This is a genomic window from Marinomonas dokdonensis (genome assembly GCF_052747885.1).
This window is the reverse complement of the sequence record NZ_JBRAND010000003.1, coordinates 126826-149656: the sequence shown is the minus strand read 5'-3', so window position 1 is coordinate 149656 and position 22831 is coordinate 126826. Positions and strand designations below refer to the sequence as shown.

The 22831-nt window shown below is 45.7% G+C and carries 19 protein-coding genes; 8 read left to right on the top strand and 11 right to left on the bottom strand.

Annotated features, from left to right (window positions below; translation table 11 throughout):
- Window positions 1–13 precede the first annotated feature (13 nt).
- Complete coding sequence (gene atpD, locus ACUM5Y_RS08435) at window positions 14–1390, top strand: F0F1 ATP synthase subunit beta (protein WP_445976433.1); 1377 nt, start codon at window positions 14–16, stop codon at window positions 1388–1390.
- A 62-nt stretch (window positions 1391–1452) separates the two neighbouring features.
- Window positions 1453–1872, top strand: coding sequence for a F0F1 ATP synthase subunit epsilon (locus ACUM5Y_RS08430; protein ID WP_445976432.1), 420 nt, complete (start codon window positions 1453–1455; stop codon window positions 1870–1872).
- A gap of 72 nt (window positions 1873–1944) precedes the next feature.
- Here ACUM5Y_RS08430 and ACUM5Y_RS08425 read toward each other — a convergent pair whose 3' ends face one another.
- Window positions 1945–2685 carry a TrmB family transcriptional regulator gene (locus ACUM5Y_RS08425; protein ID WP_445976431.1) on the bottom strand — a complete coding sequence of 247 codons (741 nt, stop codon included), beginning with the start codon at window positions 2683–2685 and terminating at the stop codon, window positions 1945–1947.
- Window positions 2686–2777: 92 nt separating this feature from the next.
- On the opposite strand from ACUM5Y_RS08425, the gene tcdA reads away from it, so the two are divergent.
- A complete protein-coding gene (gene tcdA / locus ACUM5Y_RS08420; protein ID WP_445976430.1) occupies window positions 2778–3557 on the top strand; it encodes a tRNA cyclic N6-threonylcarbamoyladenosine(37) synthase TcdA in 780 nt (259 codons plus the stop codon).
- A gap of 118 nt (window positions 3558–3675) precedes the next feature.
- Here the strand turns inward: tcdA and ACUM5Y_RS08415 are convergent, their stop codons facing one another.
- From ACUM5Y_RS08415 to ACUM5Y_RS08395, 5 genes are all read right to left on the bottom strand, one after another.
- Window positions 3676–5436, bottom strand: coding sequence for a M14 family zinc carboxypeptidase (locus ACUM5Y_RS08415; RefSeq protein ID WP_445976429.1), 1761 nt, complete (start codon window positions 5434–5436; stop codon window positions 3676–3678).
- A complete protein-coding gene (locus ACUM5Y_RS08410; RefSeq protein WP_445976428.1) occupies window positions 5433–6284 on the bottom strand; it encodes an ABC transporter permease in 852 nt (283 codons plus the stop codon). The genes ACUM5Y_RS08415 and ACUM5Y_RS08410 overlap by 4 nt, the downstream gene beginning before the upstream one ends.
- Window positions 6285–6288: 4 nt before the next feature.
- Complete coding sequence (locus ACUM5Y_RS08405) at window positions 6289–7212, bottom strand: ABC transporter permease (RefSeq protein WP_445976427.1); 924 nt, start codon at window positions 7210–7212, stop codon at window positions 6289–6291.
- 143 nt (window positions 7213–7355) lie between these two features.
- Window positions 7356–8840, bottom strand: a complete 1485-nt coding sequence (locus tag ACUM5Y_RS08400; RefSeq protein WP_445976878.1) for an ABC transporter substrate-binding protein — start codon at window positions 8838–8840, stop codon at window positions 7356–7358.
- A gap of 97 nt (window positions 8841–8937) precedes the next feature.
- The gene (locus tag ACUM5Y_RS08395) at window positions 8938–10770 is read right to left on the bottom strand and encodes an ABC transporter ATP-binding protein (RefSeq protein WP_445976426.1); all 1833 of its coding nucleotides are present in this window, start codon (window positions 10768–10770) and stop codon (window positions 8938–8940) included.
- A gap of 160 nt (window positions 10771–10930) precedes the next feature.
- Between ACUM5Y_RS08395 and ACUM5Y_RS08390 the strand changes: the two genes are divergently transcribed.
- A complete protein-coding gene (locus ACUM5Y_RS08390) occupies window positions 10931–11836 on the top strand; it encodes a LysR family transcriptional regulator (protein ID WP_445976425.1) in 906 nt (301 codons plus the stop codon).
- Here the strand turns inward: ACUM5Y_RS08390 and ACUM5Y_RS08385 are convergent.
- Both ACUM5Y_RS08385 and ACUM5Y_RS08380 read right to left on the bottom strand, forming a co-directional pair.
- Window positions 11833–12222: a SufE family protein gene (locus ACUM5Y_RS08385; RefSeq protein ID WP_445976424.1), complete on the bottom strand. Its 390-nt coding sequence runs from the start codon at window positions 12220–12222 to the stop codon at window positions 11833–11835. The two genes, ACUM5Y_RS08390 and ACUM5Y_RS08385, sit on opposite strands and share 4 nt — an antisense overlap.
- Window positions 12215–13432, bottom strand: a complete 1218-nt coding sequence (locus ACUM5Y_RS08380; RefSeq protein WP_445976423.1) for an aminotransferase class V-fold PLP-dependent enzyme — start codon at window positions 13430–13432, stop codon at window positions 12215–12217. The genes ACUM5Y_RS08385 and ACUM5Y_RS08380 overlap by 8 nt, the downstream gene beginning before the upstream one ends.
- 218 nt (window positions 13433–13650) lie before the next feature.
- Here ACUM5Y_RS08380 and ACUM5Y_RS08375 point away from each other — a divergent pair, with 218 nt between their 5' ends.
- Complete coding sequence (locus tag ACUM5Y_RS08375) at window positions 13651–15195, top strand: aminotransferase-like domain-containing protein (RefSeq protein ID WP_445976422.1); 1545 nt, start codon at window positions 13651–13653, stop codon at window positions 15193–15195.
- Between the two features lie 68 nt (window positions 15196–15263).
- Here the strand turns inward: ACUM5Y_RS08375 and ACUM5Y_RS08370 are convergent, their stop codons facing one another.
- The 3 genes from ACUM5Y_RS08370 to ACUM5Y_RS08360 all read right to left on the bottom strand — a co-directional run bounded on the left by ACUM5Y_RS08370 (window position 15264) and on the right by ACUM5Y_RS08360 (window position 17763).
- Window positions 15264–15890 carry a DsbA family protein gene (locus ACUM5Y_RS08370; protein ID WP_445976421.1) on the bottom strand — a complete coding sequence of 209 codons (627 nt, stop codon included), beginning with the start codon at window positions 15888–15890 and terminating at the stop codon, window positions 15264–15266.
- Window positions 15891–16059: 169 nt separating this feature from the next.
- Window positions 16060–17271 carry an amino acid aminotransferase gene (locus ACUM5Y_RS08365; RefSeq protein ID WP_445976420.1) on the bottom strand — a complete coding sequence of 404 codons (1212 nt, stop codon included), beginning with the start codon at window positions 17269–17271 and terminating at the stop codon, window positions 16060–16062.
- Between the two features lie 297 nt (window positions 17272–17568).
- Window positions 17569–17763: a PA3496 family putative envelope integrity protein gene (locus ACUM5Y_RS08360; protein ID WP_445976419.1), complete on the bottom strand. Its 195-nt coding sequence runs from the start codon at window positions 17761–17763 to the stop codon at window positions 17569–17571.
- A gap of 191 nt (window positions 17764–17954) precedes the next feature.
- Between ACUM5Y_RS08360 and uvrD the strand changes: the two genes are divergently transcribed.
- The 3 genes from uvrD to ACUM5Y_RS08345 all read left to right on the top strand — a co-directional run bounded on the left by uvrD (window position 17955) and on the right by ACUM5Y_RS08345 (window position 22732).
- Complete coding sequence (uvrD, locus tag ACUM5Y_RS08355) at window positions 17955–20168, top strand: DNA helicase II (RefSeq protein ID WP_445976418.1); 2214 nt, start codon at window positions 17955–17957, stop codon at window positions 20166–20168.
- A 181-nt stretch (window positions 20169–20349) separates the two neighbouring features.
- Window positions 20350–21408, top strand: a complete 1059-nt coding sequence (locus ACUM5Y_RS08350; RefSeq protein WP_445976417.1) for a Gfo/Idh/MocA family oxidoreductase — start codon at window positions 20350–20352, stop codon at window positions 21406–21408.
- Window positions 21409–21619: 211 nt separating this feature from the next.
- A complete protein-coding gene (locus ACUM5Y_RS08345; RefSeq protein ID WP_445976416.1) occupies window positions 21620–22732 on the top strand; it encodes a TRAP transporter substrate-binding protein in 1113 nt (370 codons plus the stop codon).
- The last annotated feature ends 99 nt before the right edge of the window (window positions 22733–22831 follow it).

The window sequence follows — 22831 nt, the reverse complement described above, 5'->3', positions numbered from 1 at the left end:
AGAGGATCCGAACATGAGTAGCGGACACATCGTACAAATTATCGGCGCGGTTATCGACGTGGAATTCCCACGTGATAATGTGCCAAAAGTATATGATGCCCTGACCATCGAGGGTAAAGAGTTGGTGTTGGAAGTTCAACAGCAACTAGGTGACGGTATCGTTCGTACCATCGCCATGGGTTCTACTGATGGTATGAAACGTGGTTTGGCTGTAGATAACACAAACAAGCCTGTTTCTGTTCCAGTTGGTACAAAAACTCTAGGACGTATTATGGACGTTCTAGGTAACCCAATTGATGAAAAAGGCCCAATCGGCGCTGAAGAAAGCTGGTCTATTCACCGTTCAGCACCTTCTTACTCTGAGCAGTCTTCTAGCAATGAATTGCTAGAAACAGGCATCAAGGTAATCGACCTTGTTTGTCCTTTCGCTAAGGGTGGTAAAGTAGGTCTGTTTGGTGGTGCCGGTGTAGGTAAAACCGTAAACATGATGGAGCTTATCCGTAACATCGCTATCGAGCACAGTGGTTACTCTGTATTCGCTGGTGTTGGTGAGCGTACTCGTGAAGGTAACGACTTCTACCATGAGATGACTGATTCGAACGTAATCGACAAAGTATCTCTTGTATACGGTCAGATGAACGAGCCACCAGGTAACCGTCTACGTGTTGCTTTGACTGGTTTGACTATGGCAGAAAAATTCCGTGACGAAGGTCGTGACGTACTTTTCTTCGTAGATAACATCTACCGTTACACGCTTGCGGGTACGGAAGTATCTGCATTGCTAGGTCGTATGCCATCTGCGGTAGGTTACCAGCCTACACTTGCTGAAGAAATGGGTGTATTACAAGAACGTATTACATCAACTAAGACTGGCTCTATCACATCTGTACAAGCGGTATACGTACCTGCGGATGACTTGACTGACCCGTCTCCAGCAACAACCTTCTCGCACTTGGACGCAACGGTTGTATTGTCTCGTGACATCGCTGCATTGGGTATCTACCCAGCAATCGATCCGCTAGACAGTACTTCACGTCAGCTAGATCCTCTTGTAATTGGTCAAGAGCACTACGACGTAGCACGTGGCGTACAAATGGTATTGCAACGTTACAAAGAATTGAAAGACATCATCGCAATCTTGGGTATGGACGAGCTATCTGAAGAAGATAAGCAAACGGTTAACCGTTCTCGTAAAATCCAGCGCTTCTTGTCTCAGCCTTTCTTCGTAGCTGAAATCTTCACTGGCGCTCCAGGTAAATATGTTCCTTTGAAAGACACTATCCGTGGCTTTAAAGGCATCTTGGATGGCGAGTATGACGATCTTCCAGAGCAAGCGTTCTACATGATTGGTAGCATCGACGAAGCTGTCGAGAAAGCTAAGAAACTTTAACCATCACGCATAGCAAGGCGTCGTAAGGCGCTTTGCTAAGTATGACTTAAGAGAGGCAACTTATGGCTATCACAGTACACTGCGATATCGTAAGCGCTGAACAAGAGATTTTTTCTGGTGCAGTTCAATCTCTTGTGGCTGCAGGCAGTTATGGTGACCTAGGCATTATGCCTGGCCACGCTCAGTTGTTAACAACTCTGCAACCAGGTCCTGTTCGTGTGATTAAAGAAAATGGTGAAGAAGAGAATATCTTCGTGTCAGGTGGCTTCCTAGAAGTTCAACCTCACCGCATCACTGTTTTAGCTAATACAGCTATTCGTGCAAGAGATCTGGACGAAGACGCAGCGCAAAAAGCGAAAAAGCATGCTCTTGAGCTTTTAGCTGAGCAAAAACCTGACGTCGACTACACTCGTGCGACAGCGGAATTAGCGGAAGCTATGGCCCGCTTGCGTACCATTCAACAGTACCGTGATCATCACTAACGGTTACTGAGAATGAAGAGTTAAAAAAAGCAGCCTTAGGGCTGCTTTTTTATTGCCTGAAATCGAGACGGATTAAAGCATTCGCCAAAGGGTATCGAAGATAATTTGCTGAGCCTTGGCAATATCTTGGGACTCTAACACTACAGCAGATGGGAAGTTATTACTGGCCAAAGAAATGATGGCACATTTCGGCGGGTAAATGGCTATGTAGCTGGCATCTACTGATCCTTCGGTTTTAATCCATTTACGCTGAGACAATTCTGCATCTTCCCCGCCGTCCCCTAGGGCGATTACCTTTACGTTGATACCCAATTTCACCCGTTGTTTGGTGTAATTAGGAAAAGGGCGATATAGATAAGGGCGAATGGGCTTCGAAGAAAACACACAATACTCTTTATGGTCTTGTTCAGAGACCACGTTTAAAATATCCCGCAATACCCATTCTATGCCATCATCCCCTTCATAATATCGCACGTTAGTATGATGGTAGTCTGGTTGCTGCTGGTGCAGGTTAGGTATAATAGTGGTCTTCAAATTCTCAATGGTTTTGTTAAGCCGATTTCGCTTTTCTTCAGCTAAGTTAAGCAAAATATCCGGATTTTCGGCGCTGAAAAAACGGCGTTTACCCTTGGGGAAATAACTGACCACACCCTTGCCTTGTAGCTGTTTTAAAGACTCATAGGCGGTACCACGGTTAATGCCGCTGTGTTCGGCAATGTCGCGAATGGACGAAGGGCCGAGTTTTAAAAGAGTTTGATAAAGCTGAGTTTCTCTTGGTGTTAGGCCAAGCATTTCAAAGGCTTGCTGAATCATAGGGCTCACAATAGATGGTCTAAATTGGCAAACTCAAAGAATACACTTATTGCTGGAAAAACGCAGGACTGAACACCTGCGAGGAGAAAAAATTGACTGACGAACAAAGATTTGGCGGCATTCGCAGACTCTATGGTGATGTGGCCTATGAAACCTTTCGCCAAGCTCATGTATGCGTTATTGGTATAGGAGGTGTTGGCTCTTGGGCGGCGGAGGCGCTTGCTCGCTCTGGCATTGGCCGAATCACCTTGATCGATATGGATGATGTCTGTATCACCAATACAAACCGCCAGATTCATGCCTTAGATGGCAATATAGGTAAAGCCAAAATAGACGTTATGGCTGAGCGCATTAAACTTATTAACCCAGACTGCCAAGTTAACTGTGTAGAAGACTTCATCACCCCTGATAACCTATCTGAGCTGCTGTCTGAGCCATTTGATTACATTATTGATGCCATCGACAGTATGAAGCCAAAAGCCGCTCTAATCGCTTGGTGTAAACGTAACAAGCGTGCTGTCATTACCGTGGGTGGCGCTGGTGGGCAAACCGATCCCACCAAAATTCAATGTGCTGATTTGTCTCTCACGGTCGGTGACCCGTTAGCGGCTAAGCTGCGCAACTTCTTACGCCGCTACTACAACTTTAGCCGTAACCCGAAGCGCCGTTTCAGTGTCGAATGTGTGTATTCTTTAGAAGAACTGAAGTACCCACAAGGGGATGGCACGGTGGCCAAAGATCGCCCCAAAAACAACACAGAAACGAAAATGGGCTGTGATACCGGCTTTGGTGCGAGCACTGTGGTAACCGCCTCTTTTGGCTTTGTCGCGGTGAGCAGGGTGCTAGAAAAGCTACTAAAGAAAGCTGGTTAGCTTTTCAGTCTTAGTTTAAGGGCTGTAAGGTGCTTAATTGGGTATTGTTTCCATTAAAGTTAAGAAAGTAGATACAAAATAGGTATCTGTATCTACTGTAATGGAAGGTTAGTTTTCTCTAAGCTTCAGCGGCTTCAGCGAACAGTTGGTGTGCTTCATACGCCGCAAGTACGGTTGTCATCTGTACTTGGTGTGCAAAGACAAAGTCGTCTCCATATATGGTCTCATCCGGAAATTCCGTCACGAGTTGCACTGGAACATCCGGACTCTCCACCTGACTGATAAGGCAGGGAATATCATTAACAAAATGAAAGTTAGACTCCCCAGCATGCGCTTTATAAAGCTCAATCTGCTGCTGATTAAAAGCCATAAGCCCTGGTATTTGCGTTAATCGAGCGGTAACAAAAGGCAGGAATTTTTCCACGTAATCCTGCCATGCTTGTTCATGACTGTGACGTAAAATCAGAAAGAAGCCTTTTGGAATGGTCCACATGTCAAAACCTTGAGGGACATAGCCAGAAAGCGGGCGAGTCCACTCATGAGATGGGTAGCCATGAAGGTTGATGTGCAAACTAGCGTCACTCAATTGCTTGGCTTTTTGACGAATCTCTTTTTCATACCAAGGGGCTTGATTACGGTACTCTAAATCATCCCCTAAGGCTGTATAACGAGCTGCATGATGCATGTGGCAGGGGTTATCCTTGATTAGCCTTTGATGTAACTCATAACCATCAGGATTTTCTAATGGGCAAATACTGAAGTGGCTATGGGGCTGCTGAGTAAGATATTGAGCCGCCAGTAGACCACCGACAACCCCCGAGGTTTCATTAGCGTGTTGCCCACAACTAATCATCACAGCCTGATCTGAGCCTTTATGGTAGCGACCTTGCAGCTTTCTACCGGTAATGGTTTGAGCCGAAAAATCCACGCCCGAGATGTCAGCAAGTTCTACTTGAGCCTGTTCTACACTAATCGCGCGTTGGCAATTGACCAGTGATTGCAAGCCTTTAGAGCTCTCCAGCTGATAATCCTCAAGGGAAATTTGCACACTTGCTTGCTTTTCTTCCGTAAAGACAATGTTTGGCACAATATGCCCCACTTGTCCTTCTCTACCATGGGCAAGATAGCCGCTTTTCACCTTAAACCATTCAAGAATGGAAAAATATAAATCTTCATGAAGTGCTTCCCTAAGACTGATTATCTCGTGCTTAAAGTCTAATGGCTGATCTTCATAAGGTAGTTTTACGAGTATCTGTAACTCTTTAAAATAAGGCTCTTTTTGCTGCCAAGGGTGCTGACATATCGCATTTATTGCTTGCTCAAAGAGCTCTTCATAGTCCGTTACTAAGCGTGAATCTTCTGTCACGCCTTTTTCAGGGTGATAAACCTTTAGCCAACCCGTTGGAGAAAGGTGCTCTTCTTGAATCACACTTTGCTGTAAATGGTTCGGGGCAAAAACTTGATATTCATGACACTCCCCGGAATTTAAGAGCAGATGAACATGGTAAAACCCTTGTTGCTGAGGGTTACCGATAAATTCAATGTTCTGATCCTTCATCATGGCGGCTAATGGATAAGCCTCTAATAAAAAGCGTTTCTCAGAAGCTTTGCCATGAATAGGGTAGAACACCTTTATGCTCTCAATTAACTCTTTTTTATAAGGGATATCCTCAAGGAAAAAGTGTACTAGGGGTTTATAAGCACTTCGTAAGGTTGCTTTTACATTATGCTGCAAAAGCTTCTGTTCAGCGGCTTTTCGGTGCTTTTTATCTGCAAATAGCCAAGCTTCGATCGTACAGCCTTGGTATTTCGGCTGGTTGAAACGCTCAACCAGCCTATCAGTTGTAAGTGACAATTCAGTGGAAAAAATTGTACTCATCGTGACGTTTTCCCAGTTGGGTCTAAACTGTCTCGTAGCCAATCCCCTAGTAGATTAAGCCCAAGTACCGTCAGCAGAATAGCAACACCAGGAAAAACACTTACCCACCATGCATTTTGAATGTAGGTACGACCATCCGCTAGCATTCCACCCCAGCTAGGGGTTAAGGGATCTACGCCTAAGCCTAAGAATGTCAGGCTACTTTCTAGCAATATATTGTTCGCTACGTTTAAGGTCATCAGCACGATGACGGGACCGATTAGGTTCGGCAAAAGGTGACGGAACAAGATACTAAAGTTGCTCACCCCAATGGCTTGAGCAGACAAGATGAATTCTCTGTCTCGTAGAGACAAAACAGAGCCACGCACTAGTCGAGCGTATTGCACCCATTGGGAGATAATGAGCAGAAAGATCATATTGGCTAAGCCACCGCCGACAATGGCAATGAAGGTAATTGCCAACAGGATAAAAGGCATTGCTAACTGCACATCGGCAAAGCGCATCACGATCACATCCCAAAAGCCACGGTAATAACCTGCAACCAAGCCCATGACGACCCCAAGCACTACCGCACCAGCCACCGAAATAAAGCCCACTTGCAGGGAGATAGATCCGCCGGAAACAACTCGGGCAAGAATGTCACGACCTAGTGGATCCGTGCCAAAAATATGCTCAGGGTGAGCAAAAGGCGCTAATAATCGAGCGGACAAATCGATTTTGTCAGCGCTCTGAAAAAGCAAGTCTGCAAAAATAACGAGCAAACAGATGCCGCCGGTTAGTAGGGCACCGAGTATGAACTCTAAGCTTTTATATTGAGATAAATTTGAGGTTAAACGATTAGTAGACATTTTTTTACTCCGTGCGAATGCGTGGATCAATTAACCCGTAGGCAATATCGACGAGTAGGTTCACACTGACGATAAGCATTGAGAGCAGGGTAATGACAGCCTGTAGAACTGGGTAATCACGGCTACTGACGGCATCGAAAGCAAGCGTTCCAAGCCCCGGCCAGTTAAAGACTCGCTCAATGACCACTATGCCGCCTAACAAACCACCGAATTGCAGGCCGAAATAAGTGATCAGCGGAATGGCACAGTTACGTAAGGCGTGCTTATAAAGTACGGTGTTTTCACTCAAGCCCTTAGCACGTGCCACCATGACATATTGAGCTTGCAAGGTTTCTAGCATGGAAGATCGAACCAGTCGTACGTTTGTTGCCGTTAAAATAATGGCCATAGTGAAAGCTGGCATTACGAAACTTGCGAAACCAGACATACCGCTAGGAGGCAGCCACTGTAGCCAGATGGAGAACACCAGCACTAACATCAAGGCTAACCAAAAGTTTGGAAAAGACAGACCGACTAAAGAAGTGATGCGGATTAACTGATCAGACCATTGGCCTTTGGAGACGGCGGCTTTGATACCCAATGGAATGGAAATCACAATTGAGATCACCATGACGGCCCCAGCCAACAAAAGGGTTGCTGGTAATGAGGTGCTGATTAACTCTGAGACTGGAGTGCCACCTAAAAAGCTGTTGCCGAAATCCAGTTGGAATAGCCCCACAATGAAATCGAGATATTGTTCGAAAAATGGTTTGTTGATGCCTAGTGCTTCTCGTATCAACACCAAGTCTGCTTCGGTAACACTGCCTGCCCCTTGCGTCAGCATAAGTGCCGGGTCGCCTGTTAAGCGGATCGCAAAGGCTACCAACAAGGTAACGGCAAACAAGACAAAAATGGCTTGTAGGAGACGTTTAATTAAAAAGTTCGCCATGACTTTTCCTTAAGTTTCATTATTTAAGAAGCTCTTAAATAACATCTAGAGATTTGTAATCTAAAAACTGCTGCTAACGAGCGATGGAGTACAACGCTTAGCCTTCGCCATGGAAATGACTCTTTCCATGGCGAAGGGTAGGTTTAATCCACGCTTACATTGGTTAAGCGCAAGCGACTGTCAGGTACAGGTATAAAGTTTTTAACTTTATTGGAAACAGCGTAAATGGCATTTAGATTATAAAGAGGCATTTCTAATGCTCGATCTGCTGTGTAGTTGGCAATTTCTTTTAGTATCTCTTCACGTTTAGCGCTGTCTGTAATAGGGCGTTGAGACTCCAAAAGAGCATCTAGAGCAGGATCACTATCGTATGGGTTCCACTTTTCACCAGTGTGGTACATGAAGTAGGCCGTATTGTCGTAATCTAATGTCCAACCACCCCAGCTTTGCTGGAACATGGCACCGGTTTTACCCGCGGGTATGATGTCATTAAGCAGCACATTGGTTTCATAAGGCTTAATCGTGGCATTCAAACCAATAATTTGTAGGTAGCTGGCTACAGCTTGCGTGACTTCATTGAAGGTAGAGTCATTACCACGAATATCGATTTGGATTTTTGAACCTGGCTTAACACCTGCTGCTTTCAACAACTGCATGGCTTTAGCAGGATCATAAGGAAGCGGCGCCATGACGGGATCGTTACCAAACGAAATCGCACTTTGGAAGCTAGCAATTTGTGATGCTTGTCCTGCCAAGATGGTATCTATGATGGCTTGTCGGTCTACCCCGTATATCAAGGCTTTACGTACACGCTCATCTTTTGTAATACCTTGCTTAGTATTGAAACGCAGGGCATAAACGGTAGGGCTCACGGTTGAAACAATTTTTAGGTCAGGGTTATCTTCGATAACAGGGATCATACCAATTGGGATGGTTGGAGGAATGACGAGATCTACGCGGCCAGATTGCAACTCAGCAACCGCGGTAGAAGGCTCAGAAATGAATCGGTAGTCCAAATTAGAAAGCTTAGGTTGGCCGCCCCAATGGTTTGGGTAGGCTTCAAGCTTGATGGAGACTTTCGGCTCGTAGGCTGCGAACTTAAAAGGCCCTGTGCCCACTGGATGAGTATTAAAGTAGTCTTCACCATGTTCTTTGATATAGGCTGGTGGCACTATCATGGCACCATATCCTGCCAACTTGGTTAGCAATACTGGATCGGCAGCCTTTAGGTGAAAGTCGACAGTATAGTCGTCAATTACTTCAACAGAATCAATGGCGGCGTAGTTGGATCTTTGCGGACCTTTTTTACCCTCTGCTCCCATCAAACGATCAAAAGTGAACTTCACAGAATTGGCATTAAAGGCTTCGCCGTTATGGAAGGTCACCCCTTCACGTAGCTTGAATCGAATGCGTTTACCATCATCCAATTGCGACCATTCAGTTGCCAAACCTGGTTGTAGCTTAAGGTCTGGGCCACGGTAAGTCAGTCCATCATAAATGTTGGTGGCGACCGATGCCCAGTTGACTAAAAACGTGTCAATAGGGTCCCAGCTGCCCGGGTCTTGCGGGGAGGAAACCGTCAAGGTACTAGCAAAGCTAGAGGCGGCAAGGGATAAGCCACAGGCCATAAGTGATGACTTGATAAGAGTCGTAACAGGTAATCGCGTTTTCATTTTCAGCTCTCCAATTTAGGTATAACGAATAGGTTTTAAAGTTATTGCTAGCTTATGATGGTGTGGCGACGAAGTGGTTAGCTTCTACTTCCTGATGAGACACAATGACCGGCGCATCGTCCACATGTCTGACCGGACTTGGTATCTCACCAGTTAATTTCGTAAGGCGTTTCTCTATGGTTGGATCGGCAACCGGAACCGCACTTAATAACTTTTGCGTATAGGAGTGGGTTGGGTTTTCTAGGACTTGTGCCCGTGAACCAAGTTCAGCAATTTGCCCAAGATACAGCACAGCCACTCGGTGGCTGATTTTCTCTACCACTGCCATGTCATGACTAATAAACAAGTAAGCGATGCCGTGCTCTTTTTGTAACTCCATGAAAAGGTTAATAATTTGCGCTTGAATTGACACATCCAGCGCAGACAAAGATTCATCGGCAATGATGAGCTTAGGGTTGGAAGCCAGGGCTCTGGCAATACAAATCCTTTGGCGCTGTCCACCAGAAAATTGATGTGGATAGCGATCCGCATGCTCGGCAGACAAGCCAACACGTTCAAGTAACTCATTTACCCTGTGCTGAATTTTGCTTTCACCACGAATGAGATCATGGGTTTTAATCGGTTCGGCAATGGAGAAGCCCACTGTTTTTCTAGGGTCTAGCGAGGCAAAAGGGTCTTGGAATACATATTGGATTTCTTGGCGTAGGCGTTTTCGCTCGCTCTTGCTCATTTTCGAAAGAGGGGTACCTTGATAGCTAACATCACCGCTGGTGGCTTCTTGTAGCTGTTGTATGGTGCGGCCGATGGTTGATTTACCTGAACCTGATTCCCCTACTAAGGCCAGTGTTTCACCTCGATAAATATCAAAACTCACGTTTTCTACGGCATGTACTCTGTGAGTGACCTTGCCCCAAAAACTCTTTTTACTGTCAAAGCGAGTGACTAGGTTGGAGACAGACAATAGCGGGGCTTCATCGTATTTAGCGGTGTCTTGAATCTCTTCATGGCCCACCACTTTGATTTCACCGTTTTGGATGATCTTCACCGGCAGACGTTTCGGGAAGGCTTCTCCTTTCATACTGCCCAATTTAGGAACTGCAGAAAGCAGTGCTTGAGTGTAGGGGTGCTGAGGGTTCGCAAAGAGTTCTTTTACTTCATTGTGCTCGACCTTTTCCCCTTTCCACATCACTACGACATCATCAGCTACCTCGGCCACTACACCCATATCATGGGTGATGAAGATTACAGCCATGTTCAATTCTTGCTGTAAGTCTTTGATAATGGCTAAAATTTGGGCTTGGATGGTGACATCGAGAGCGGTGGTTGGCTCATCCGCGATCAACAGTTTAGGACGACATGCGAGCGCCATGGCGATCATTACCCTTTGTCGCATACCACCTGATAGTTGATGAGGATATCGGTGGATCATTTCTTCTGCGTCTGGAAGTCGCACCATTTTTAGCAGTTTAATACTTTCGTTCAGGGCAGAAGTTTTATCGAGTTTTTCGTGAAGGATGAGTGATTCGCTGATTTGATCACCGATAGTGTATACCGGGTTGAGGGAGGTCATGGGTTCTTGGAAGATCATCGCGATATCTTTGCCACGAATATTTCGCATCTCACCCTCAGAGAGCGATAGTAGGTCCATTTCATTCTGTTCCGGAGAAAACAGAATTTGACCTGAGGGATAGGTCGCTCCCGACGATTCTGCTAATCGCATAATAGACTGAGAGGTAACAGATTTCCCCGATCCGGATTCGCCGACAATGGCGAGAGTTTTCCCCTGAGAAACAGAAAAGCTTAATCGGTTAATTACCCGGGACTGACCGAACTCAACGGACAAATCTTTCACAGTCAGTATCGGAGATATAGTCTCTTCTTCCACAACGAGTTACCCCTATTCATTGAATATTTTTGAAAATTTATAAAATTTTTTCGTCTTCATTAAAACTTCACACTCTTTACATATTTCTATAATGAAAATTTAATGTCATGATATCTACTTATATTTAAGCATCATCAATAACCAAAAGTTATGGGAATGTATGAAATTTAGACAAGTTGAGGCGTTTCGGAACATCATGCTGTTGGGAACAACATCGGCTGCTGCCGAAAAAATGTATATTTCTCAACCAGCTGTAAGCCGTTTGCTAAGTGATCTTGAAGACTCATTGGGTTTTGCTTTATTCGAAAGAAAAAAGGGTAGACTGCATCCTACGGTCGAAGCAACAGAGTTTTTTCGCTCCGTTGAAGAGATATTCATAGGCTTTCAGAAGCTAGAGTCGGTCGCGGAAAGGATTCGTAACCGTACTCCCAGCGAATTAAAAATTGCTTGTACATCTGCCATCGCCAGCTCCTTATTAACCCTTGTGTTAGAAGAACATAAGAAGTTTTACCCCACCGAGCGATTCACTGTATTGACCCTGTCTATGTCAGAAATTGCCATGCGGCTGCAAACCAACTCCATTGATCTCGCGCTTGGGTTAGAGTTGCCTAAATTGGTAGGCATTGAGAGAGAGTTTATTGGTAACGCTAGGTTTGTTTTTGCTATGCAAGACGGTCATGCCCTCAGCCATAAAGAGGTGATTTACGCGGATGATCTTATCGGTGAGAGCGTGCTGTCGGTTTTAGACTCCTACCCAGGGTATTGGAACAAACTGGAAAACGCACTTGAGCCTGTTAAAGGTCAAATACATCGTGGCATCCAGATAGACACGTCTCATACGGCCTATGCCATTATTTCTTCTGGGCTGGCGGTTGGAGTATTAGAGCCTTTTGCAGCGATAACTTGGCGAAATAAAGGGGTTATAACCCGACAGTTTGAACCAGCCATTAGCTACCCCTATGGAGTTGCATACCCGACGAACATTAAGCAGCACAAATCTTTGCATCACTTTATTAGCACCATCAAAACGGTTGTGCCGACCATGTCGGAATTTGATGAGGGTTAGCGCGCTTGGATAAAGCTCAGGATTGCCAATACGCCATTAGTACGAGAAGTGGTGAGGTAACTGCTTAGGTTCAGCTCGGCAAGTTCTGCTTTGAGATCCATGGCCTGAATTTGTGCTTTGGTTTTGCCATTCACAAGGCTAAGGATGGCAACCAGCACTCCGCGCATTAGCTTGGCGTCACTGTCAGCCCGAAAGTGGCAGACTTCGCCTTCTTTATACTCAAGTAGCCAAACGGCGCTCTCACAGCCTTTTACCTGATTTTCATCAGACTTATCTGGGCCTGCTAAGCGTTCTATGGTCTTACTTAGCATGACCAAGGTTTTAAAGGTTTCTTCTTTGCTTTTACACGTCTGTAAACGCTGTTTTATTTCCAGTGAATCAGTCATCAGCCAATATCTCAATTGCTTCAATCAGGGCATCACAAAAGCGTTCTGCATCCTCTAGAGTGTTATAACAGGCAAAGGAAGCCCTTAACGTTCCGGCAATACCCAGTTGTGCCATAAGTGGATGGGCACAGTGACTGCCAGCTCGAACCGCTACACCTTTACTATCTAGGTAACTGTTTAAATCCATGGTATGAATATTGGGTACAGTTAATGAGACTAACGTCGTGCCTTTTTCTGGGGAGTAAATGTCTATGCCGCCAACCTTAAATAAACGTTGGTAGGTATAGCTGGCCAAGTGCTGCTCCCATTTGAGCAACTCGGCTCTGTCTTGGGATTGCAAAAACTCACAAGCTGCGGCTAAACCAATGACGCCTTCTATATGAGGTGTGCCCGCTTCAAGTCGATAGGGCAAGACATTGAATTCAGTGGCTTGGTAAGCCACGTGATGAACCATCTCCCCACCCGTTTGATAAGGGATTAATACCTCCAGAGCCTGGCTCTTGCCATATAAAACGCCAATCCCTGTTGGGCCGTACATTTTATGGCCAGAAAAGGCATAAAAATCACAATCCAGAGCTTCCACATCAATTGGGTAGTGGGCTATGGCTTGGGCGCCATCCACTAAGGTGTAAGCATTATACTGCTTCGCTAAGGCCAGCATCTCTTGCAAAGGGGGATGTACGCCTATGGCATTAGAGACTTGTGTGGCAGCAAAAATGCGGGTGCGATCGGTGAAGTAATGGGCATATTCCAGCTGCCAATCACCCTCTGACGTTAACGGTATAACGCGCAAGCGAGCACCAGTACGAAACGCTAATTGTTGCCAGGGGACGAGATTGGCATGATGCTCAAGACTGGTAATCAGGATTTCATCGTCTTTTTCTAAGAGGTGCTCAAGACCATAGGCCACCATATTGATGGCTTCTGTGGTGCCTTTGGTCCAAATAATATGGCTATGCTCTGGGGCATTAATAAAATTGGCGAGGCTTGTACGTGCTTGCTCGAAGTGATTGGTGGCACGATCGCTTAAATAGTGAGAGCCTCTGTGTACGTTTGCGTTGGCAGTAGAGTAGTAGTGTTGGATGGCTTCCAGCACTGCAATGGGCTTTTGTGTTGTTGCCGCATTATCCAAATACGTGAGCGGATGATCATAAGCTGGTTGCGATAATATCGGAAACAGCGGGCGCAATGCGCAAGGGTCAAAAGCCATGAAATTCTACTTTCTATCTAAATAGTGGTCACACAAGGCAGTCATAGTCGAGCAAAGACTGGCCATCTTAATGAGCCGTTTATGATGATACGTTGGACAAATTGTACCTTAATGGCTTTTTAAAATGAGAAAATTTAGCTTTTTGCTTGCCTTTTTTTCGAGCACGCCTAATGATTGGAAACAGATAGTTATAACTGATATTTAGAGGGTACACAGTCGTGGCAGATTTCTTATATAAAGGCGTAGTTGATTGGTTTTTGGAGCAAATGTCCCAAGATAAATTGGCCGCTGGAGACAAGATGCCATCGCTACGCAAGCTTGCTAAAGAGCTCAAGCTTAGCTTAAACACTGTGATTCATGCCTACGAAATTCTCTGTGAAGAAGGCTGGATTGAGTCGCGACCTAAATCGGGTTATTTCGTCTGCCATCGCAGTAACGCAAAGCCTGCCTCTCTCATGGTGGGTGAAGCTCTACAAGCGTTGCAAGAAGATGGCGTTAAAATGGCTTGGTCTTGCCTAGCTCACCGCAGTGCCCTAGTGGATCACGATGAGTCACTTCTCTCCCTTTCAAATCGTAATGAAGAACAAGACTTTCCTGTATTAGGGAAGGGGAACCTATCCGCAAGAGAAGCCCTTAGTGGTTATCTTAATAGCTTAGGGATTAAGTCCCATGCCTCACAACTTTGGCTGTCTCGCTCGGCGCTCAGCCTGTTTAGTCAAACTGTCTTAACCCTAACGCAAACAGGGGACACGGTTTTAGTTTTAACGCCCTGTGACCCAAGAATCACTTCTACCTTGCAAAGCCTAGGTCGCAAAGTATTGACCCTTGCAGTAGGAGAAAGAGGGGCGGATTTGGACATTGTGATTCGCAGTTTGCGTGATGAGCAAATTGCGATGTTGGTGCTGCCCGGACAATTTGCCTTCCCTAGTGGCCAACTGATCAGCAACCTGAGCTTGCGCCGTTGGTTAGCTATTATTGATGAGGTTAAAATTCCTGTTGTGGAATGGGATATGTGCTCACACCTTGGCTATCGAGCAAGTGCCATCATGACCTATAAATCATTGGACCATAATGAGCATATTATTTACCTAGGGGGCATAGAGTCTAAATCGAGCGATAGCAGCCAAGCTTGGTGTCTGCCGGGTCAGTATCAAGCTCAATTAGAAGGCGCCTTTTTAGCTGCGGATACAGCGCTGTCACACAAGCAGCAAGAAGCACTAACGTCTTTATTACAGAGTGGTGGTAAACGCTCACTAACTAAGCGTAGCCGAGATATCTGGGCTAATGCCGAGCGCATCAAAGGTCAGTTAGAGCAACGCCTTGGGGAGAGCGTCAGTTTTGCCCCAACCAAAGGTGGCTTAAGTTTATGGATGTACTTAGACCAGCCATTAGCTGAGCAAGATGCCGTTAACCTACATGCCATGTTTCGACAGAGCGTAGTACCGGGCGCGATGATGAGCTTTGAGGCGGATGCGAACCATTGGTTGGCGATTAATATCAGCATGGGCGATGCGAGCTTATTGATTGATAAGTTGGCGGAATATTTAAAGCTTGATGCGCCTAAAAAAGACGTTGTGAGCGAGCCTAGTAAAACCTCCGTGCAAGAGGCTAGTAAACAATCTGAGCAAGCCACATCCGCTATGGTAGAAGAGCAACTGGCAGAGCCAAAAGCGGAGACTAAGAAGAAAGCCGAGCAAAGAGACGCCTCAACTGAGCCCTTGTATAACCCAATGCTTGATCTCATTAACCATGATTTTGGTTAGAGGTTAGAGGTTAGAGGCTAGAGCTTAGAAGCTAGATTTGTGAGTTGCTCGCAGGTAGTAAAAAGGCGCTATGACAGCGCCTTTTTTATGCTTGATAACATGGTGGTGTGGTCTTTGTAATCCAACTGAATGTACGTCAGCTTGTCACCGATCACTAAGGCCAAAGAAGGGAAAGAGTTTAAGCCAAGCTGGCGAGCTTGATGTATTTCTTGTTCCAATAGATTGTGCTCTTTGACGTGCGCCATAGACTTTTTAAAGCCCTCGGCTTTGAGGCCAATATTCACAGCACACTCGGTTAGCACCTCTAAATCCGATGGGTTCTTAGCGTGTAGGTAATAAGCTTCTTGGATGGCATGGTACATCTCTTCTTCCAGCTCCACATCACGAGCCACATAACAAGCACGGCAAGCAGGGTAAGTAGAGCGGCGTGGCTGGGCTGTGCGCCAAAAATCAAAATTGAATTCGCGGCCTAAAGAGTTTTGGATATTGTGCCAAGTCGCTTCTAATTTGGCTTTCATGTCTTCTGGCATTGGTTGGTCGGAATCAACCGCCAAGCCACCTAATAACGGCTGAATAGTAAGTTGTTTATTGTCGACTAATGGTTGTAAGGCTTTTTGCAGTTTGCTCCAAGTCGGACGAAATCCCCAGCACCAGCTGCACATAGGGTCGTAACAATAGAGTAGAGTCGCTGTCATAATTTGTTCCGGTTAATTTATTACTTTTGTTTTATGGGGCAGGTTTAATCAGCCGCCTGAAAATCGTGACGCTTATCTTGGCATAATTTTTCATCATGGGGCTAGCGTTGGCCAAAAAAAACCACCTTGGGGATTCCCTAAGGTGGTTTTAGTGTCATTGAGAGACGTATTAAGCGTCTTGCGTGTCGCTCTTTAGCACAGCGGCAATGGCATCACACAAAGGCTCCATATTGTCATGGGTCATACCTGCCACACTAATGCGACCAGAACCTACAATATAAACGCCATGCTCTTTGCGTAACTGAGCTACTTGTTCTGGGCTAAGGCCAGAGAAAGAGAACATGCCTTGCTGATGCGAAATAAACGAGAAGTCTTGGTTCACACCCTTCATACGAAGAGTATTCACAAACAAACTGCGCATTTCATGAATACGAACACGCATGTCTTTTAATTCGGTTTCCCAAAGCTCATACAATTCTGGCGTATTTAGAATTTCAGCAACGACAGCAGAACCATGAGATGGTGGGTTCGAGTAGTTGGTACGAATGCAGCGTTTTACTTGAGTAAAGACAGTTTCGGCCTGCTCCGCAGATTCACATACCACAGTCAAAGCACCAACGCGCTCATTGTATAGACCGAAGTTCTTTGAGAAGGAGTTAGCGATCAGCATTTCTGGTACTTGATCCAAGAAAGTACGCAAGCCTTGGGCATCTTCTTCCAAACCACGACCAAAACCTTGGTAGGCAAAGTCAAACAAAGGCAGGAAGCCTTGTTTGCTGGACAGCTTCGCAAGCTGTTGCCATTGCTCAGGAGTCGGGTCGATACCGGTTGGGTTATGGCAGCAGCCGTGGAAAAGCACCACGTCCCCTTCAGGGACCTGTGACAAGCTTGCCAACATGCTTTCAAAGTCCAACGATTTTGATTTCACATCGTAGTAAGCGTAACTGCCTACTTCTAGGCCAACAGACTGAAAGACTGACTGATGGTTCGCCCAAGTTGGGTTACTGACCCAAATAGTGGCTTCAGGAAGGTGTTTTTTAATGAATTCGGCTGCAACACGTAATGCGCCTGTTCCGCCAGGTGTATGGGCAGTTTGGGCCAGTTGCTTGGTAATGATTTTGTGATCAGCACCAAATAATAGTTTTTGTACCGCATCACGATAGGCGGGCGCGCCTTCGATGCTAAGGTAGCTTTTGGTGGTTTCTTGGTTTAACAAACGTGTTTCGGCTTGCTTAACGGCTTTCAAAATAGGCGTATTGCCTTGTTCGTCCTTGTACACACCAACACCTAAATTAATTTTATTAGGCTTTGGATCATTCTTATAAGCGTCATTCAGGCCAAGAATTGGGTCTGCTGGAGCAGCTTGGATATGTTCAAACATGGAGACTCCCCAAGAGGGTTTGATTACTTTTTTTATTATGGATTAATCGGTATTAAAATCAGCCGTTATGGTACTCCATGAAGACCATGACTGCCATTAAAAATGCCCAATTAGCAGGGGGAAATCAGCTGATTGCTTGAGCTAGGTAGGGTGTTTGGGTGTTTTTTTTGGGTGAGAATAGCCGCCAACCGAAAAATTGGTAACTGGGGTGTTTTTAGGTGTAGCCTTCCCTATTAGCAGAAGACTTAGCTTCTGCTAGCGGATATCACCTATCAACTAACGCTGTGAGAACGAGTTTTATTCGTCCCAGCCGTCAGAAATTGCTTGATGTAAGCGCTTTTCTTCTAAATGCTGCTCTATGGCTCGACGCGCTCTGAGCATGCGGGCAGAATCTTCCTTTTGGTTCTTTTCGTTTTCTTCTTTTTTCAAACTGATTGAAGCATGAAGAATATCGGTTTTTACTTCGGTCAAAGTTTCTGACAGGTTACTCATGATGGTTTTTTCCTTTCTAGCGTATTTTGATGACATTGAAATACACAGATCACTGTCATCGACGGGTGAAAAAAGTCAAAATAGACAGACAACATAATTAACAAGCTAATAAAAAACGCATTTCGATCAAAAATCAACCTGATCATGCCGTTTTTTTGTTACAAATAAAATACAACCTATGGCGGAATCTGATGGACGTTTCTTTTATCCTCGACGGATTAAACGATAAACAGCGCGAGGCAGTGGCAGCACCATTGCAGAACAGCTTGGTATTAGCGGGGGCCGGCTCAGGTAAAACGCGTGTTCTTGTGCATCGTATCGCTTGGCTTATGCACGCTTATGAGTTGTCTCCATACAGCTTGATGGCCGTTACCTTTACCAACAAAGCCGCCCGAGAAATGCAAGGCCGTATCGAACAGCTGGTTGGCGTTCCACCGCAAGGCATGTGGGTAGGTACCTTCCACGGTCTAGCTCACCGTTTGCTGCGTGCTCATTGGCGTGATGCGGGCTTGAAAGAAAACTTCCAGATCATGGACAGTGACGACCAGCTAAGGCTGATCAAACGTATCATGCGTGAACTGCGCATTGACGATACTCGCTGGCCGCCGAAGCAGGTGTCTTGGTTTATCAATGCTCAAAAAGATGAAGGCCGCCGTGCTGCGCATGTGCCCGACAGCCATGATCCGTTTTCGAAGGGCATGAGAGAGCTTTACTATCACTACGAAGAAGCTTGTGAGCGAGGCGGTCTATTAGACTTTGGTGAGCTTTTATTGCGTGCCCATGAGTTGATGCTGAGTACGCCAACGCTTTTAAGACACTACCAAGATAGATTTCGTCATGTGCTGGTGGACGAGTTTCAAGACACTAACACCATTCAATACGCTTGGTTGCGCCTCATGGTTGGCGATGCAGGCACTATTACCGCTGTGGGTGATGATGACCAGTCTATCTATGGTTGGCGTGGTGCAAAGATTGAAAATATTCAAAGTTTTACCAAAGACTTTACCGATGTGGGCACTATCCGCTTGGAGCAAAACTATCGCTCCACGGGTCATATCCTAAATGCCGCTAACGGTTTGATAAAAAACAATGATGATCGTCTCGGCAAAGAGTTGTGGACCGACAGTGGTGATGGCGACCCTATCTCCTTATACGCAGGCTTTAACGAGCAAGACGAAGCTCGCTTTATCATTGGCATCATTAAACAATGGAGTGATAAAGGCACAGCGCTAAAAGACATGGCCATCTTGTACCGCTCCAATGCTCAGTCACGGGTGATAGAAGAATGCTTGGTTAGGGAACAGATTTCATATCGTATCTATGGTGGACACAGATTCTACGACCGCCTAGAGATTAAAAATGCCCTGGCCTATGCTCGTTTGGCTCTAGACCCTAATGACGACGGTGCTATGGAGCGAGTAATCAATGTTCCGCCCCGTGGCATTGGTGAGCGCAGTATTGGCACCTTGCGAGAAATAGCCCGTGATCAAGGTTGTTCTATGTGGCAAGCAGCACAGGAAGTTGTGCGTCAGTCCTTAATGACAGCGCGAGCTTGCAACGCCATTAAGGCTTTCTTGCAGTTGATTGAAGGTCTCAGTAGTACGGTACAAAACCCAGATTTAAACCTTAATGATGTGTTTGAGCAGGTTATTGAAGAAGCTGGCTTAATCCCTTTCCATGAAAAAGAGAAGGGTGAAAAGGGCGAAGCCCGTATTGAGAACTTAAAAGAGCTGGTCGGTGCGGCTGGTGGTTTTAGCTGGAGTGACGAAGACGAAGAGTTCAGTTCTCCGTTGATGGCCTTTTTAGATAAGGCCGTTCTCGACGCTGGTGAGGCGCAAGCAGATGAGCACCAAGATGCTGTGCAACTGATGACATTGCACTCGGCGAAAGGCTTGGAGTTCCCCCTAGTGTTTCTAACAGGTGTGGAAGAGAATGTGTTCCCTAGCAAGATGTCTTTTGAAGAGCCGGGGCGCTTAGAAGAAGAGCGTCGCTTATGCTATGTCGGCATCACACGAGCCATGGAAAAACTTTATATTACTTACGCTGAGTCACGTCGTTTATTTGGCAGTGAATCTTTTAATAGCCCGTCTCGATTCATTAAAGAGATTCCACCTGAAACCATGGAAGAGGTGCGTTTACGTTCTCAAGTAAGTCGACCTGTGTCTTTGCAGCGCCCTGATTTCCATGAAGAAAAGAGCCGTTTGAGAAACAGTCAGGTATTGAATGCATATCAAGCGCCTGAAGTGAATGTCAGCATGGGTGATAGGGTGAAGCACCCGGTGTTTGGCGAGGGCTTGGTGATCAACTATGAAGGCCAAGGGCCGCAAGCTCGTGTTCAGGTGAACTTTGACGATGAAGGCAGCAAATGGCTGGTATTGTCTTTTGCTAAGCTGGAAGTGCTTTAGCCTTTCTGTTTGGCTTAGCTTAGCAGTGTAGATTGACGATGAGGTTTCCTCTAGCTCCGCGCGCCAGCGCGCAAAGTCGCTACGAGAAAACCTCACTCGCCAATTTTGAAGAAGCGGCTTCTTGTCACACGTGTGTATCTAATGGGTGTCAATTTAACAAAATAAAAATAAGGAGTGTTGTATGACGATTAAAGTCGGGTTGATAGGGTTTGGTTTATCTGGACGTTTTTTCCACGGGCCTTTCATTCAGAATGACGCTGAAATGGCGCTAACATGTGTCTGTACGCGACAAGAGCAGGCAGTGCAGGAAACACACCCTCAAGCCCGTGTGGTCAGTGGCGTTGATGAGGTAATGACAGCACAAGATGTAGACTTAGTGGTTATTACCACACCGAACAGTTTGCACTTTGAGCAAGCCAAACAAGCCTTAGAAAACGGTAAGCATGTATTACTGGAAAAACCATCTGTTACCACTGTGGAACAGATAGAAGAGCTCTGTACCCTTTCTAAGCAAAAAGGCTTGGTGTTCTGTGTGTACCAAAACCGTCGATTTGACGGAGACTTCCAGCACTTAAAAGCCTTAATAGAGAGTAAAGAACTTGGGGAGTTAAAGCAGTTAGAATCTCGTTTTGACCGCTTTAGACCTCAACTGCAAGACCGTTGGGGTGAGCAACCTGGGGTTGGTGCGGGCATTTTTTGGAACTTAGGGCCTCATCTCTTTGACCAGATCTTACTCTTGCTCGGTACGCCAGACTGGTTACAAGCCAGCATTGATATTTTACGAGACGGTGGACAAACCGCAGATACCTTTGAGCTAGAGCTTGGCTATGGTGAGAAGCGTATCCGTCTAGGCTACAGCACTTTTGAGGCGGGAGAAGCGAGTCGCTTTAATGCGCGATTTACCCATGGGCGCTGGCAGTGCTTTGGTGTTGACCCACAAGAAGAAGCGTTACGCAGTGGGCAAATGCCTTGGCAAGCGGCTTTTCCTAGCGCAGGCCGAGCGCAATCTATGACCCATCATAAATCTGCCGATCAGTTAACGGTTGAGTCCAAAGAGGGCGTTGCACCGATAGGCCAATACGTGGATTTTTATCAGCAATTACGAGACGCTATTTTGCATCAGGGCGAGCCACCTGTGTCATTGGTGCATGCAAGTCAGTTGGTTTATGGTTTGTGCTTGGCGGAGGAGTCTGCGGCGAAAAATCAGCGCTTAACATGGGATTATCAGCCAAATATTTAGTGTGAGTGCACAAAATATACATATTTTGCAAAAATAGGTTGAGCTAAAAACGATCAATTCATATTATCTTCTGCCCTTTTATTGGTTTTACCGTATCAGGGCGATTTTCTGTCTGCCCCTAATAATAAAAACAGCCTGTTGGGTGTTTGAACTAACGCCCCTTAAGACAGAGTCACCGACTATAAAGTAACTCGTTCTCATAGGAAAAATAATGCGTAAATTAGTGGTATTGGGCAAATTAGCATTGGCTGGTTTGCTGGCTTCTGTTTTGGTCGCCTGTGGCGGATCAGAAGAAACAGAACAAAAAGCCCAAGTGGTTGAGAAAGCAGAAACAATTAAGTGGAAAATGATCACCACTTGGCCGAAAAACTTCCCAGGCTTAGGCACAGGTGCTGAGTCACTTGCTAAGCACATCAACGAAATGTCTGGTGGCCGTTTAGAAGTTAAAGTTTATGCCGCAGGTGAATTAGTTCCTGCTCTAGAAGTGTTTGATGCCGTATCTCGTGGTACTGCAGAAATGGGTCACAGTGCTTCTTATTACTGGAAAGGTAAAGTACCTGCTGCCCAGTTTTTCACAACGGTACCTTTTGGTCTAACGTCACAAGAGTTTAACTCTTGGGTTTACTATGGTGGCGGTCTTGAGCTTTGGGAAGAAATCTACGAACCATTCAACTTGATCCCAATGCCTGCGGGTAACCCAGGTGTGCAAATGGGTGGTTGGTTCAATAAAGAGATCAACTCTCTAGCAGACTTCCAAGGCTTGAAAATGCGTATGCCGGGTCTAGGTGGCGAAGTACTGAAAAAACTTGGTGCATCACCTATCAACATCCCTGGTGGTGAAATCTTTACCGCGCTTCAGTCTGGTACCATCGATGCAACAGAGTGGGTAGGCCCATACAACGACCTGGCGTTTGGTTTGTACAAGTCAGCAAAATACTACTACTACCCAGGTTGGCATGAGCCAGGTTCTGCGGTGGAAGCTATCTTCAACAAAGATGCTTTCAATGCATTACCAAACGATCTACAAGCGATTGTTCGTGCAGCTGTTCAACAAGCTAACCTAGAAATGATCAACGAGTACACGGCGCGTAACAACGCAGCTCTACAAACGTTATTAAACGAGCATAATGTACAGCTTAAGCCTTACCCAGAAGACTTGTTGATTGCTTTGAAAAAAGCCTCTGCTGAAACCTTGGCAGAAGTAGCCGCTAATGACCCAGACAGTCAGCGTGTTTACGATTCTTTCAAAGCTTTCCTAGATTCTGTTACTACTTGGCAAGATGTTTCTGACCGCGCATTTGTAAACGCTCGTTCATTGCCATAACAATTATCGTTCTTTAATTAGAACAATGATTAACAAAGGCTTCCTAGTCTAAGACTAGGAAGCCTTTTTATTTGTCTGTAAAAACTCGACAGTAGTTTA

What these genes read in the sequence shown, in the direction of transcription:
- atpD (WP_445976433.1), top strand. Translation starts at nt 14, where the DNA reads ATGAGTAGCGGACACATCGTACAAATTATCGGCGCGGTTATCGACGTG.
- ACUM5Y_RS08430 (WP_445976432.1), top strand. Translation starts at nt 1,453, where the DNA reads ATGGCTATCACAGTACACTGCGATATCGTAAGCGCTGAACAAGAGATT.
- ACUM5Y_RS08425 (WP_445976431.1), bottom strand. Translation starts at nt 2,685, where the DNA reads ATGATTCAGCAAGCCTTTGAAATGCTTGGCCTAACACCAAGAGAAACT.
- ACUM5Y_RS08415 (WP_445976429.1), bottom strand. Translation starts at nt 5,436, where the DNA reads ATGAGTACAATTTTTTCCACTGAATTGTCACTTACAACTGATAGGCTG.
- ACUM5Y_RS08410 (WP_445976428.1), bottom strand. Translation starts at nt 6,284, where the DNA reads ATGTCTACTAATCGTTTAACCTCAAATTTATCTCAATATAAAAGCTTA.
- ACUM5Y_RS08405 (WP_445976427.1), bottom strand. Translation starts at nt 7,212, where the DNA reads ATGGCGAACTTTTTAATTAAACGTCTCCTACAAGCCATTTTTGTCTTG.
- ACUM5Y_RS08400 (WP_445976878.1), bottom strand. Translation starts at nt 8,840, where the DNA reads ATGGCCTGTGGCTTATCCCTTGCCGCCTCTAGCTTTGCTAGTACCTTG.
- ACUM5Y_RS08390 (WP_445976425.1), top strand. Translation starts at nt 10,931, where the DNA reads ATGAAATTTAGACAAGTTGAGGCGTTTCGGAACATCATGCTGTTGGGA.
- ACUM5Y_RS08385 (WP_445976424.1), bottom strand. Translation starts at nt 12,222, where the DNA reads ATGACTGATTCACTGGAAATAAAACAGCGTTTACAGACGTGTAAAAGC.
- ACUM5Y_RS08380 (WP_445976423.1), bottom strand. Translation starts at nt 13,432, where the DNA reads ATGGCTTTTGACCCTTGCGCATTGCGCCCGCTGTTTCCGATATTATCG.
- ACUM5Y_RS08370 (WP_445976421.1), bottom strand. Translation starts at nt 15,890, where the DNA reads ATGACAGCGACTCTACTCTATTGTTACGACCCTATGTGCAGCTGGTGC.
- ACUM5Y_RS08365 (WP_445976420.1), bottom strand. Translation starts at nt 17,271, where the DNA reads ATGTTTGAACATATCCAAGCTGCTCCAGCAGACCCAATTCTTGGCCTG.
- ACUM5Y_RS08360 (WP_445976419.1), bottom strand. Translation starts at nt 17,763, where the DNA reads ATGAGTAACCTGTCAGAAACTTTGACCGAAGTAAAAACCGATATTCTT.
- uvrD (WP_445976418.1), top strand. Translation starts at nt 17,955, where the DNA reads ATGGACGTTTCTTTTATCCTCGACGGATTAAACGATAAACAGCGCGAG.
- ACUM5Y_RS08350 (WP_445976417.1), top strand. Translation starts at nt 20,350, where the DNA reads ATGACGATTAAAGTCGGGTTGATAGGGTTTGGTTTATCTGGACGTTTT.
- ACUM5Y_RS08345 (WP_445976416.1), top strand. Translation starts at nt 21,620, where the DNA reads ATGCGTAAATTAGTGGTATTGGGCAAATTAGCATTGGCTGGTTTGCTG.